This window comes from Micromonospora sp. MH99 (genome assembly GCF_021442385.1).
Lineage (GTDB): Bacteria > Actinomycetota > Actinomycetes > Mycobacteriales > Micromonosporaceae > Micromonospora.
The window spans coordinates 57,933-71,071 of sequence record NZ_MUZA01000005.1; the positions used below are offsets into that span (position 1 = coordinate 57,933).

Consider the following 13,139-nt stretch of genomic DNA (forward strand, 5'->3'; position numbering starts at 1 on the left):
CCCCCGCCCATCGTCACGGCCGGACCCGCAGGTGGGTGACCCCACCGTCGACGTCCAACACCGTACCCGTGGTCGACGCCGACAGCGGCGACGCGAGGTAGACGATCGCGTTCGCGACCTCCGCCGGCGTCACCAGTCGTCCGATGGGCTGGCGGGCCTGCAGCGCCACGCGCTCGGCGGCCGGGTCGTCCGCCTGCGCCAGCAGCCGTCCCACCCAGGGTGTGTCGGCGGTGCCGGGGCAGACGCAGTTGAACCGGATGCCCTCGCGGACGTGGTCGGTGGCCATGGCGAGGGTCAGCGACAGCACGGCGCCCTTGCTCGCCGAGTAGAGCGCCCGGCCGGGCAGGCCGTTGAGCGCGGCGATGGACGAGAGGTTGACTACCGATGCGTGCTCCGAGCGGCGCAGCCAGGGCAGGGCCGCGCTGACGACGCGCGCCATCCCGACCACGTTGACGTCGAGCACGCGGTGCCACTCGTCGTCGGTCTGGTCGGCGACGGTCCCGGTCGCGCCGATCCCGGCGTTGTTGACCACCACATCGATGCCGCCGAGCGCGTCGGCCGCCGCGGCGACCGCCTGCTGCACCGACGGTCGGCTCGACACGTCGGCGGCGATGCCGACGATGCCCTCCGGCAGGCCGCTCGGGTCGAGGTCGAGGACGGCCACCCGGGCGCCCCGCTCGCGCAGCTCCACGGCGGTGGCGCGGCCGATGCCGGAGGAGCCGCCCGTGACCAGCGCCGCCAGCCCGGCGAACTCCGCGCTCATGCCGCCACCAACGTCTGGCGTGCCCGCCCCAGCCCGGCGACCTCCAGCTCCACCACGTCGCCGGCGCGCAGGTACGGGTGGTCCGGGAGACCCAGCGCCACCCCGGCGGGCGTACCGGTGTTGATGACGTCGCCGGGGTACAGGACCATGAACTGGCTCAGATACCAGACGACGTGTGCGACGGGGAAGATCATGTCCTTGGTGGACCCGTCCTGGCGGAGAACCCCGTTGACCCACAACCGCAGCGCCAGCGACTGCGGGTCGTCGATCTCGTCGGCCGGCACCAGGCTCGGCCCCAGCGGGTTGAAGGTCTCGCAGCTCTTGCCCTTGTCCCACTGGCCCCCGCGCTCCAACTGGAACGCCCGCTCGGAGACGTCGTGCGACACCGCGTAACCCGCGATGTGCCGCATGGCCTCCTGCGGCGAGTCGGCGTAGCGGATGGTCGAGCCGACGACGACCGCGAGTTCGACCTCCCAGTCGGTCTTCGTCGAGCCGCGCGGAACGAGAACATCGTCGTACGGCCCGACAATGGTCATCGGGTCCTTCATGAAGACCACCGGCTCGGCCGGCAGCGCCGCACCCGTCTCCGCCGCGTGATCGCGGTAGTTGAGCCCGATGCAGACGACCTTGTGGGGTCGGGCGACCGGAGCTCCCACCCGCAGGCTGTCCGCGTCGGGCAGCTCGGCCAGCTCGCCACGATCGAGCGCGACCCGCGTCCGCGCGATCCCGTCCGACGCCCAGAACGCCCCGTCCAGGTCGGCGGTGAGCGGCCGCAGGTCGAAGGTCGTACCGTCGCGCTGGACGACAGGGATCTCCTGGCCGCTCGGGCCGAGGCGCTGGAAGTTCATCTCACTCTCCTCTGTGTCCGGACGGACCGGCGGGTGGCGGACACCCCCGCATTCAACACCGCCACTCCCCGCGGCCGGCACGGCGGGATCACCTCGGTCAGCTCCGTGGGACGTCGCCGTCGCCCCGTACGCCCAGGGCACGCAGCGTCGCCGCGTCGGCGGGGAAGAACGACTCGACGGCCAGCCCGGCGACCGTGACATCCAGCGGGGTGCCGAACACGGTGGTGGTGCTGAGGAAGGACAGGTCCCGGCCGTGGTGGCGGTACCGGAGCCCGACCGCGACCCGCGAGACCGGGTCGTCCATGGCCGGAGGACGGCAGTTGTCGCCGGGATAGCCGCGCAGTTCCTCGTGCAGGTCGTGCAGAGCCGCGTCGCCGGTGGCGACGGCCGTCTGGCGCAGCCGGGTGAGCAGGTGCGTCCGCCACTCGGGCAGGTTGCCGATCCGCGGGGCCATCCCGTCGGGGTGCAGGCTGAGCCGCAGGACGTTGACCGGAGGGACGAGCAGGTGCGGCGCCGCGCCCTCGGTGAACAACGCCACGGCGGAGTTGGCCTCCACGAGCTGCCAGTGCCTGTCGATGAGCACCGCCGGGTACGGGCCGTGGCCGTCGAGGATCCGCCGTACGGCGGCGCGCACCGGCGCCAGTTCCGGGTCGTCCAGCTCGTGGCGGGGGTAGGCGGGCGCGTACCCGCCGGCGAGCAGGATGGTGTTGCGGTCCGCCAGCGGTACGTCGAGCTGCTCGGCCAGCCGCAGGATCAGCTCGGGGCTCGGCCGGGACCGTCCGGTCTCCACGAAGCTCAGATGTCGGGCCGAGATCCCCGTCTCGATCGACAGGTCCAGTTGGCTCATCCGGCGGCTCTGGCGCCAGTCGCGCAGCAGCTCTCCGACCCGTCGTACCGGCCTGGTCATCGTCGTCACGCGACCGACCCTAGTGAGCGCGCCGGTGCGCGGACCATTACCTCCGACGTAATCGACAGCGCCCCGGGCCGGCCGCAACCATCTGTCCCGAGAGCGGCGCCCACCGCCGCCCGTCACCCGACAATGAGGAGAGAAGCCATGGGTACGAGCTTCGACGCGCTGGCCGAGCGGTACATCGCGATCTGGAACGAGACCGACCCGGCCCGCCGCCGCACCGAGATCGCCGACGTCTGGGCCCCCGACGCCCGTTACGTCGACCCGCTCACCGTCGCCGAGGGTCGGGACGCGATCGACGCGACGATCGCGGCCGTGCAGGGCCAGTTTCCGGGCATGACGTTCCGGCTGGCCGGTCCGGTCGACGGCCACCACGACCAGCTCCGGTTCACCTGGGAGCTGGGACCCGACGGGGTCGAGGCGCCCGTCGTGGGCTTCGACGTCGCAGTGCTGGACGGCAACGGGCAGCTCCGCCAGGTGCTCGGCTTCCTGGACCGGGTCCCGGTGGCCTGAACGTCCCGCGTGCCGGGGGTCAGCGCGGCGGGGTGTCCCGGCGCGACGGGAACGGGGTGCCGGGCTGCCCGAGGGTGGAGCGGGCACGCAGCCCGACCGGGTCCGGAGCGGTCACCGGCGCGGCCGGGGCCGGCTCCGGTACCCGGCGCGCGTCGAGGTACGCGGCGGCGGCCCGGTCGTCGTCGGTGGGCGCGGCGAGCAGGGCGTAGAGCAGCCCGACCACCCCGAAGATCACCGCCACGACGATCGGCACCAGCAACGTGCTCACCCCGGTGCCGGTCACCCCACCCGCGCGTTCGTGCAGGTGCACCGAGAGCGCGCTCATGCCGGTGAAGTGCATGCCGTTCACGGCGACGCCCATGACCAGCGCGGACGCGAAGATCGCCAGTCCGCGCCGGACGGTCATCGCGAGCCACAGCGCGACGGTCGCGGCGACGACGGCGATGACCACGGAGAGGATGACGCGGGTGCTGTCGTAGCCGAGGCTGCCGTTGAGGCGCATCGCCGCCATGCCCGTGTAGTGCATGGCGGCGACGCCGGCGCCGGTGAAGACACCACCGGCGATGAGGCGTACCGGATTCAGCCGGCCGGTGCCGACGATGGCCAGGCCGATACCGACGGCCACCACCGCGATGACGGTGCTGGCGGCGGTGAGGGGCACGTCGTACCGGATGCGGGTGCCGTCGACGGCGAAGCCGAGCATGGCCATGAAGTGCATCGCCCAGATGGCGGTGCCGCCGAGCGCCCAGGCGGCCAGCAGGCCCCACCAGGCGCGCTGACCGGCGGTGCGGGCGGTACGGATGCGACCGGCGCAGACGAGCCCGAGGATCGAGCCGAGCACGGACAGCGCGTAGCTCAGCGCGGGTGTGATCCACCCGTACTCAAAGTGATTGATGTCCGCCACGGCGGTTCTCTCCCCATTCGTTACCGGCGCGTAAGCACGGCGCTCGGGCAATGATCGGGGGTGCTCCGACCAGGCGCAACAGCGCCCCCCGGGCTGTTCGGGGGGTGCTGTCGCGGTGACCGTCCGATGCGTCGGTTCGAGAACGACGCTGACCGAAAATGATTATCAGGCGGAGGTGTGGTACGCCAGCACGCCCCGGTTGATGGCCGCTATCGCCTGCCGGGCGGTGGAGCGCAGCTCCGGCGAGGCGCCGCCGGAGTCGGCAAGTTGACCGAGCAGGTCGACCACCTGCCGCGCCCACCTGACGAAGTCGCCGGCGGGCATGTCCCCGTCGATCTCGTGCCCGCTGCCGAGCACCTTGGCCAGCGCCTCGCCCCGCGCCCACCGGTAGACCGGCCAGGCGAAGCCCAGATCCGGCTCCCGGGTCGCGGCCAGACCGCGCGCCGCCTCGTCGGCCTCGATCTCGCCCCACAGCTTCAGCGTCTCGTCGACGGCGTCGGCCACCGGGCCGCGCGGCAGCGACGCCCGCTCGTCGACGTCGCGACGCGCCTCGAAGACCACCACGGACACCGCGGCGGCCAGCTCGGCCGGGGAGAGCCCGTCCCACACCCGTCGGCGCAGGCACTCGGCGACCAGCAGATCCGCTTCCGTCCAGATCCGGCCGAGCATCCGACCGGCGTCGGTGACCGCGCCGTCGCGGGCGAGGTAACCACGGTCGGTCAGCAGCGCGACGATCCGGTCGAAGGTCCGCGCGAGGGACCCCGTGCGCCCGGACACCCGCTCGCGCAGCTCCTCGGTGTCCCGCTCCAGGCGGCGACGCCGCTCCGCCCAGCGTGCGTGCTCCTCGCGCTCCGGGCAGGCGTGGCAGGGGTGGTTACGCAGCTCGGTGCGGAGCTGGGTGAGCCGGTGGTCCTCGCCGGGCGTCTGCCGGGAGCGGCCACCGCGCCGGCCGCCGTGCCGGTCCAGGCCGGTGCCGCTGACCTCGGCGGCCAGATCCCGCCGGGCGCCCGGCGAGCGGTGGTTGAAGTGCTTGGGCACCCGGATGCGGGCCAGCACCTCGGCGGGGGTGGTGAAGTCGCCGGGGCTGACCCGCCCCGCCCAGCGGTCCTGGGTGAGCACCAGCGGACGGGGTTCGCCGAACCCGCCGGTCGCCGGGTCCAGTACGACGGCCAGGCCGGCCCGCCGGCCGGACGGCACCCGGATGACGTCACCGATCCGCAGGCGCTCCAGCGACGCCACGGCGGCGGCCTTGCGCTGGGTCTGCCCCTGCCGGGCGATGGCCTTCTCCCGGTCGGCGATCGCCACCCGCAGCGCGAAGTACTCGTCGAAGTCGCCGTGGTGGCAGGCGGCCTCCGCGCCGTACGCCTCGATGGTCTCGGTGTTGCGCTGCACCTGCCGAGCCAGGCCGACCACCGACCGGTCCGCCTGGAACTGGGCGAACGAGGACTCCAGCAGCGCCCGGGCCGGCTCCGCGCCGACCGTGCCGACCAGGTTCACCGCCATGTTGTACGAGGGCCGGAAGCTGGACCGCAGCGGATAGGTGCGGGTGGAGGCGAGCCCGGCCACGTGCCGCGGGTCGGTCTCCGGGGACCACACCACGACGGCGTGCCCCTCGACGTCGATGCCGCGCCGACCGGCGCGGCCGGTGAGCTGGGTGTACTCCCCCGGGGTCAGGTCGACGTGCGCCTCGCCGTTGTACTTGACCAGGCGTTCCAGGACCACGCAGCGGGCCGGCATGTTGATGCCCAACGCCAGGGTCTCGGTGGCGAAGACCGCCTTGACCAGGCCCCGGACGAACAGCTCCTCGACGATCTCCTTGAACACCGGCAACATCCCGGCGTGGTGGGCCGCGAGGCCGCGCTCCAGGCCGTCGAGCCACTCCCAGTAGCCCAGCACCGTCAGGTCCTCGCCGGGAATGGCGGTGACCCGGGACTCGACCACCCGGCGGATCTCGGCGCGTTCGTCGGGCGAGGTGAGCCGCAGCCCGGCGGCGAGGCACTGCTGCACGGCGGCGGCGCAGCCGGCCCGGCTGAAGATGAACAGGATCGCCGGCAGCAGCCCCTCACGGTCCAGCCGGTCGACGATGTCCGGGCGCATCGGCCCACGCCAGCGGGGGCCACGCCGACCGGCGCCCGGCCCGGCGCTGCGCCCCTCCCCCAGCTCCAGCCGGCGCATCTGGTCCCGGGTGTAGCGCAGCAGCTCCGGGTGCACGTCGTGCTTGCGGGCGGCGTCGGCGTCGTGGAACAGGTCGAACATCCGCTTGCCGACAAGCATGTGCTGCCACAGCGGCACCGGCCGGTGCTCGCTGACCACCACCGCGGTCTCGCCGCGCACGGTGACCAGCCAGTCGGCGAACTCCTCGGCGTTGGACACGGTCGCCGACAGCGAGACCAGGGTGACCGAGGCGGGCAGGTGGATGATCACCTCTTCCCACACGCCACCGCGGAACCGGTCTGCGAGGTAGTGCACCTCGTCCATCACCACGTACGCCAGCCCCTGCAGGGTGCTGGACCCCGCGTAGAGCATGTTGCGCAGCACCTCGGTGGTCATCACCACCACCGGCGCGTCGCCGTTGATCGCGTTGTCGCCGGTGAGCAGGCCGACCTGCTCGGCGCCGTACCGGGCGACCAGATCGTGGTACTTCTGGTTGGACAGCGCCTTGATCGGCGTGGTGTAGAAGCACTTGCGCCGGGTGGGTGGCGTCGCGGCGTCGTCGGCCACCGCCGGGTCGTCGGGCCGCCCGCGCAGCGCCAGGTGTACGGCGAACTCGCCGACCACCGTCTTACCGGCGCCGGTGGGGGCGCAGACCAGCACGCCGCTGCCCCGCTCCAACGACTGACACGCCTCACGCTGGAAGTCGTCGAGATCGAACCCCAGGTCCAGGGCGAACTCGTCCAGTGCCGGGAACTGCGCGGTCTGCGCGGCCCGGCGGCGCGCCGCTGCGTACCGCTCGGCGGGGCTCGACATGGCACCAAGATTAGTGCGTGCCGGGACACGACACCCGACAAGGCCGTGCGCGGGGGCCGTCGGCGGCGGTCGGTAGGGTGCACGGCGTGCCGGACCATGCCGAACCGCCCCAGACCAGTCCGCCGGGCAGCGTCGCGGATCCCACCGTCCCCCGGGCGTCCCGACGGCCCGTCAAGGCGGTGCTCTTCGACTTCCACGGCACCCTGGCCCAGGTCGAGGAGCCCCGGCAGTGGGTCACCCAGGCCGCCGCCGCGTGCGGGGTCACTCTGGACCGGGTCCGCGCCACCTCGCTGGCCGACCGGCTGCTCACCGCCGGCCGCGCGGGCGGCCCCCTGCCCGCCCGGGTGCCGCCCCGGCTGGCCGAGCTGTGGGCCGACCGGGACCTCTACGCGCACGCGCACCGGGGGGCGTACACGGGGCTGGCCGAAACCGTGGACGCGGGCATCGAAGGGTTCGCCGACGCGCTCTACGAGCGGCTGCTCGTCGCCGAGGGCTGGCTGCCGTACCCGGACACCGCCCCCACGCTGGCCGCGCTGCGCGACGCCGGTGTGCGGGTGGCGGTGGTCAGCAACATCGGCTTTGACCTGCGACCGCACTTCGACGCCTGGGGGTTGACCCACCTCGTCGACGCGTTCGTGCTGTCGTACGAGGTGGGGCGCTGCAAGCCCGACCCGGCGATCTTCTGGCGGGCGTGCGGGATGCTCGGCGTCGACCCCGAGCAGACGCTGATGGTCGGCGACACCCCGGCGGACGCGGGTGCGGTCGCCGCCGGCTGCGCGGTGCTGGTGCTCCCGGCCGCCGACCCGGGTCGGGAGAACGGCCTCGGCGCGGTCCTGGACCTGGCCCTGCCGACCTGAACCGCGCTGCGGAAACCGTCAGGTCGGAATGTGGATGATCGGTAGCTCGCCGTCACCGTACCGGTCCTCCCCGGTCAGGATCGAGGCGTCATGGTCGAGTACGGCCAGCACGGTGGTGGCGAGATCGGCCCGACCCGTCACCGTCCGCCAGTAGCTGAGTTCGTGCCAGGAGTGCCCCTCGGTGGAGAGCACCGCACAGGCGTCCAGGATCAGCAGCCGGTGCAGGGTCGCCCGTTCCTTCGGGTCACTGACGATCGCCAGGGCCTCCGCCGCGGTCACGGCGGTGACACCGAACCTGTTGCGGTCCTGGATCACCTCGTGCAGCGGTTCCCCGACATGCACCGACCCCGCCAGATAAGCCAGCAGCGCCGACCGATCCAGCACGAGCCGGACCGGCCGGTCGTCCGCGGCGCTCACGCGGCCGGCTGGTCGGCGGTGTCCCGCATGTGTTGGCGTGCCCGCTCGCGCAGCGCATGCCGGCGCTCCGGCGACCAGTCGGCCTCAACGGCGGCACGACGGGCACGCGCCTCGGCCACACCCTGCTCGGTGATCTGGATGCCCTGGTGGGCCAGCTCCGCGTCCAGGGCGTCCAGACGCATCCGGTCCCGGACGGCCTGGGTGATGTACGCGCTGGCGTTGGACTCGTGCTCCAGGCGCTCCGCCACGTCGGGTGGGACGGAGATGGACAGCTTCCGCATCGCGCTGGTCATACCCGAGACCATACGCCGGTAGCACCGCCTCGGCGAACACCCACGGCCGCGTCCGGCGCTCGGGTGCCTGCGGCGTCGGAAGATCGCGCCGAGGCGCCCGGCCCCGAACGGCGGAACCCGCCGTCGTTCGGGGCCGGGCGCTCAGGCGACCGCCTCCCGCAGGGGCCGCCAGGCGATGGCGGCGATCGCCGCCATCGCGACGGCGGCGATCCAGAACGGCGTGGTGATCTCCCAGGCGCTGGCGAACAGGCCGCCGAGGAGCGAGCCCACCGCGGCGCCGCCGAGATCCAGCACTGCGTACACGCTGCCGACCCGGCCGCGCAGGTGCGCAGGCACGACCCGTTGCCGGACCGAGGTGACGGTGATGCCCCACACCATGGCATGGATGCTGAACACGACCAGGACGACGGCGGCGATCCAGGGTGTCATCGTGGTCGCGAGGCACACGTGCGTCACGACCTCGATCACCAGGCCGGCACGCAACAGGGTGGCGCTGCCGAACGCGCGCGTCAGCCTCGCGGCGACAGCGCTGCCGACCAGACCGCCGACCGCGAACGCGGACAACAGGAAGCCGTAGCCGACGGTGGACACACCCAGGCGCTCCCGGCAGTAGAGCACGAACACGGCGAACGCGGCACCGAACGCGATGTTGCCCAGTCCCATGCTCACGGCGAGGGTCCGCAGCAGTCGGTGCCGCCACAACCACCGCACACCGGCGGCGACCTCGGCACGCAGCGAGGCCCGCCGAGGCGGGTCGCCACTGACGGGGACTCGCCGGATGCCCGCGATCAGCGCCGCGGACGTCGCGAAGGTGAGCGCGTCGACCCCGAACGGCACGGCCGCCGAGACGACGAACAACCACGCGCCCAGCGGCTTCGCGACGAACTGGTTGCCGATGGTGAAGCTCGCGTAGAGCCGAGCGTTGGCGCGCGGCAGGTCCACCGGGGCGACGACCGCCGGGAGCAGGGCACCCAACGCGGTGTCCGCGAGGGTCTCCCCCGTACCCAGAAGGAAGAGCACCGCGTAGACGACGGCCACCGAGACGGTTCCGGTCGCGATGGTCGTCGACAACGCCGCCAGAGCCGCGGCGCGGGCCAGGTTGACGGCCACGACCAGCCGGCGACGGTCGAGCCGATCGACGTAGGCACCGCTGGCCAGGGCGAACAGCAGCCAGGACAGCTGCTGGGCGAAGACGGCGCCGGCGATGAGGGCCGGGTCGTCGCTGACGGAGGCGACCAGCAGCGGGCCGGCGGCCATCGTGACGCCGTCGCCGACGTTGGACACCGCCGCAGCGGTCCACAGTTTGGTGAAGTCCGCGCCGAGACGCGCGGATACAGGGGCACGCACAAGAACTCCTCGAGCCAGGAAAGGAAACGGTCGTCGTGGGACCGCTCCGCGGCGAGGAGCACCGGACCACCGGAGGTGAACTCCGGCGGCGCACGATCAGTGCCGGGCGTGCCCTCGCGGCGAGGCGGAGACCGTGACCATGGCGAGGCGCATGTCAGCTCCCAACTGTCGATCAATACCGGTCCGAGCAGAATAGCCGGCCATCGACGTTCTCGTATCCCCCAAGCGCGACCCGCTCGCCACCTGCCGGGCGACGCGCCTCGCGTTGTTCCGGAGGTGGACACCGCCGCAGATCCCCGCGGGCCGACCGCCTAGCGTCGTGCTCGTGACGGAGACCCTGCTGCCCGACCCGCGCCCGACCGACGCGCCCCCACAGCGGCGCGGCGGCGTGCTCGCCGTGGGGCTGGTGCTCGGCGGGGCGCTGTCGGTGCAGTTCGGCTCCGCCCTGGCCGCGCTGCTCTTTCCGCGTACCGGGGTGGCCGGGGCGGTCACCCTGCGGCTGACGATCTCGGCCGTGCTGCTGCTCATCGTGTGCCGGCCCCGGCTGCGCGGGCACGACCGCTCGGCCTGGCTCGCGGCCGGCGCGTTCGGGCTGGCCCTGGCCGGCATGAACTCGCTGTTCTACCAGGCCATCGAGCGGATCCCGCTCGGCCCGACGGTGACCCTGGAGGTGCTCGGCCCCCTCGCTCTGTCGGTGTTCACCGCCCGTCGGCTGGCGAGCTGGTGCTGGGCGGGGCTCGCGCTGGCCGGGGTGGCGCTGCTCGGGCAGGGCGGCTTCGACCGGCTCAACCCGGCGGGGGTGGCCTTCGCGTTCGGCGCGGGCGCCATGTGGGCGGCGTACATCGTGCTCAGCGCGCGGGTCGGCGACCGGTTCCCGGGCGCGGACGGGCTGGCCCTCGCGCTGACCCTCGCCGCGCTGGTCACCCTGCCCCTGGGCATCGTCGACGGCGGCGCCGCCCTGCTCGACCCGCAGGTGCTGGCGCTGGGCACCGCCCTCGCGGTCCTCGCCTCCGGACTGCCGTACACCCTGGAACTGCTGGCGCTGCGCCGGATGCCCACCGCCACCTTTGCGGTGCTGATGAGCCTCGGCCCGGCCATCGCCACCCTCGCCGGATGGCTGGTGCTGCGGCAGGCGCTGACGCTCCTGGAATGCGCCGCCATCGTGCTGGTCATCGCCGCCAGCATCGGCGCGGTACGGGTCAGAGCAGCAGTCGTAGAGCCCCCGGCACAGCGGTGATCGTCACCGGCAGGCGCAGCGAGCGTTCCCCGTCGGCGTACGTGACGATGTCGTCGGCGGCCAACTCCACGGTGCGGGCCCGGTAGCTGCTCACCAGCGGGTGGCTCACGTGGGTGCCCTGGTAGATGCGCGGCTTGACCCGGATCAGGGTTCGCCGGTCGACGCGACCGGCCACCACCACGTCGAGCAGCCCGTCGGTCGGGTCGGCGTCGGGACAGATCCGCATCCCCCCGCCGTACGTCGGGCAGTTGCCCACCGCCACCAGCACCGCGTCCAGCTCGTGCGGCACCCCGTCGAGGCGCAGCGTGTAGCGGCGCGGCCGGAGCCGGGCCAGCTCGACCACGATCGCCAGGTCGTACCGGCGGGGGCCGCGCGGCCAGCGCATCCGGTTGGCGCGCTCGTTGACGATCGCGTCGAAGCCCGCCGCGAGGACCGCCCCGTACCAACGCTCGGCCCCGTCGACGCCGGCCATCCGGGCCAGGTCGACGACGCGGGCCCGACCGGCGCGCAGCGCCTCGGCGATCACCGCCACGGCGGCGACGGGATCGGCCGGGAAGCCGGTGTCGAGGGCGAAGTCGTTGCCGGTGCCGGCCGGCACCGGCCCGAACGGCACGTCGGTGCCGGCGACGGCCTGCATGGCCCGGTGCACGGTGCCGTCCCCGCCGATAGCGACAAGCGCGTCGACACCGTCGGCGACCGCGGTACGACACGCCGCCTCCGCCTCGTCCGGGTCGGACGCCGACAGCTTCCGGACCGGCCGGCCGGCGGCGGCCAGCCCGTCCAGCAGCCGGGGCAGCAGCGCCCGGTGCCGTCCCCGGCCGGCCGTCGGGTTGACGAGCACGGCCACCGGGCCACCCTCATCCCGGGCGCGCTCGACCGGGTCGCCGGCGGAAGGGGTGCGCTCGCCCGGGCCGTCGGTGGGCGGGCCGGACAGGTGATCGTCTGCGGTCACGGGCAGCACCGTACCGGTCGGACACCCGCTGTTCACCCGGGGCGGCCGACGTCACGATCAGTCTCGCCGCCGGCGCGTCGGGTGAGCGCCCTGCGGGGCCGCTGACACGACGACGCCGCCCCCGGCAGGCGGGGACGGCGTCGGTGCAGTCCGGCGGCGCGGGGCCGTCAGGTCATGTCGTCGTAGCGGCGTTCGATGGGCGCCGGCTTCGCGATCGGTTCGGGCGCACCGATCGGCGCTGTCGCGTCGACCCGCTGCCCGGCCACGACCGGGTCCGTGTCGAACTCCAGCGGCGAGACCTCGTCGTCGTCGAGACCGGCGTAGACCTCCTTGCCCCGCCCACGCCGCCGGTCGTTGATGAACGCCACGCCGACCGCCCCGAAGTAGAGCGCGGAGAGGCAGACCGCCAGGGCGGTCATCCCGAACGGGTCCGGCGTGGGGGTGACCACGGCGGAGAACGCGAAGAACACGAAGATCGCCACCCGCCACCAGCTGAGCAGCCGCTTCGCGCTGGCGAGGCCCACGAAGTTGAGCATCAGCACGATCAGCGGGAACTCGAACGCCACCCCGAACAGCAGGATCAGGTTGGTGACGAACGAGATGTAGCGGGTGACTTCCAGGGTCGTCGAGATGTCATCGCCGGACACGTTCATCAGGAACTCGAGGCCCTTGGCGGTGACGAAGAACGCCAGCACCGCACCGGCGGCGAAGAGCGGTGCCGCCAGGGCCGTGAACGCGTACGCGTAGCGCCGCTCGTGCCGGTGCAGACCGGGCGCGATGAACGCCCAGAGCTGGTAGAGCCAGATCGGCGCCGCGATGATCAGGCCCACCCAGAGGCCGATCTTCAGGTTCAGCAGGAAGAGGTCCGCCGGGCCGAGCTGGACGAACAGGCACTTGCCGGACGCGTCCTTCGACCCCGGCAGGTCGCAGTACGGCTGCGACAGCAGGTGCCGCACCGGCTCGGCCAGCCAGATGCCGAAACCGAAGCCGACAAGGATCGCCAGCGAGGCGCGGAACAGACGGTTGCGCAGCTCACGGACGTGCTCGATGAGCGTCATCGAGCCGTCGGCGGCCCGTTCGAAGGTGCTCGGGCCGCGCTTACGCAGGGCGAAGGCCACTGTGGTGGGGCCC

The 13,139-nt window shown here is 73.2% G+C and carries 13 protein-coding genes; 3 read left to right on the forward strand and 10 right to left on the reverse strand.

All coding sequences use genetic code 11. From position 1 onward, the window contains the following. Nucleotides 1-13: 13 nt before the first annotated feature. The 3 genes from B0E54_RS04210 to B0E54_RS04220 form a co-directional block, all read right to left on the reverse strand. A complete protein-coding gene (locus B0E54_RS04210) occupies nt 14-763 on the reverse strand; it encodes an SDR family NAD(P)-dependent oxidoreductase (RefSeq protein WP_234581918.1) in 750 nt (249 codons plus the stop codon). After that, nucleotides 760-1,611 carry a fumarylacetoacetate hydrolase family protein gene (locus tag B0E54_RS04215; RefSeq protein ID WP_234581919.1) on the reverse strand — a complete coding sequence of 284 codons (852 nt, stop codon included), beginning with the start codon at nt 1,609-1,611 and terminating at the stop codon, nt 760-762. The genes B0E54_RS04210 and B0E54_RS04215 overlap by 4 nt, the downstream gene beginning before the upstream one ends. 97 nt (nt 1,612-1,708) lie before the next feature. Beyond that, entirely contained in the window at nt 1,709-2,518 is an 810-nt protein-coding gene (locus B0E54_RS04220; protein ID WP_234582030.1) for a helix-turn-helix domain-containing protein, read from the reverse strand. 147 nt (nt 2,519-2,665) lie between these two features. Between B0E54_RS04220 and B0E54_RS04225 the strand changes: the two genes are divergently transcribed. After that, a complete protein-coding gene (locus B0E54_RS04225; protein WP_234581920.1) occupies nt 2,666-3,034 on the forward strand; it encodes a nuclear transport factor 2 family protein in 369 nt (122 codons plus the stop codon). Nucleotides 3,035-3,053: 19 nt separating this feature from the next. On the opposite strand, the gene B0E54_RS04230 is transcribed toward B0E54_RS04225, so the two are convergent. Next, nucleotides 3,054-3,938: an MHYT domain-containing protein gene (locus B0E54_RS04230; RefSeq protein WP_234581921.1), complete on the reverse strand. Its 885-nt coding sequence runs from the start codon at nt 3,936-3,938 to the stop codon at nt 3,054-3,056. 165 nt (nt 3,939-4,103) lie between these two features. Further along, nucleotides 4,104-6,905, reverse strand: a complete 2,802-nt coding sequence (locus tag B0E54_RS04235; protein ID WP_234581922.1) for an RNA helicase — start codon at nt 6,903-6,905, stop codon at nt 4,104-4,106. Between the two features lie 86 nt (nt 6,906-6,991). Between B0E54_RS04235 and B0E54_RS04240 the strand changes: the two genes are divergently transcribed. Beyond that, nucleotides 6,992-7,762, forward strand: a complete 771-nt coding sequence (locus B0E54_RS04240; protein ID WP_234581923.1) for an HAD family hydrolase — start codon at nt 6,992-6,994, stop codon at nt 7,760-7,762. A gap of 18 nt (nt 7,763-7,780) precedes the next feature. On the opposite strand, the gene B0E54_RS04245 is transcribed toward B0E54_RS04240, so the two are convergent. The 3 genes from B0E54_RS04245 to B0E54_RS04255 form a co-directional block, all read right to left on the reverse strand. After that, nucleotides 7,781-8,179 carry a hypothetical protein gene (locus tag B0E54_RS04245; protein ID WP_234581924.1) on the reverse strand — a complete coding sequence of 133 codons (399 nt, stop codon included), beginning with the start codon at nt 8,177-8,179 and terminating at the stop codon, nt 7,781-7,783. Further along, nucleotides 8,176-8,472: a hypothetical protein gene (locus B0E54_RS04250; protein ID WP_234581925.1), complete on the reverse strand. Its 297-nt coding sequence runs from the start codon at nt 8,470-8,472 to the stop codon at nt 8,176-8,178. The genes B0E54_RS04245 and B0E54_RS04250 overlap by 4 nt, the downstream gene beginning before the upstream one ends. A 141-nt stretch (nt 8,473-8,613) precedes the next feature. After that, nucleotides 8,614-9,819 carry an MFS transporter gene (locus tag B0E54_RS04255; RefSeq protein WP_234581926.1) on the reverse strand — a complete coding sequence of 402 codons (1,206 nt, stop codon included), beginning with the start codon at nt 9,817-9,819 and terminating at the stop codon, nt 8,614-8,616. 319 nt (nt 9,820-10,138) lie between these two features. Between B0E54_RS04255 and B0E54_RS04260 the strand changes: the two genes are divergently transcribed. Beyond that, entirely contained in the window at nt 10,139-11,056 is a 918-nt protein-coding gene (locus B0E54_RS04260) for a DMT family transporter (RefSeq protein ID WP_234581927.1), read from the forward strand. Here the strand turns inward: B0E54_RS04260 and B0E54_RS04265 are convergent. After that, complete coding sequence (locus tag B0E54_RS04265; RefSeq protein WP_234582031.1) at nt 11,019-11,903, reverse strand: diacylglycerol kinase family protein; 885 nt, start codon at nt 11,901-11,903, stop codon at nt 11,019-11,021. The two genes, B0E54_RS04260 and B0E54_RS04265, sit on opposite strands and share 38 nt — an antisense overlap. 272 nt (nt 11,904-12,175) lie before the next feature. Continuing rightward, nucleotides 12,176-13,126, reverse strand: coding sequence for a twin-arginine translocase subunit TatC (tatC, locus tag B0E54_RS04270; protein ID WP_234581928.1), 951 nt, complete (start codon nt 13,124-13,126; stop codon nt 12,176-12,178). Nucleotides 13,127-13,139 lie beyond the last annotated feature (13 nt).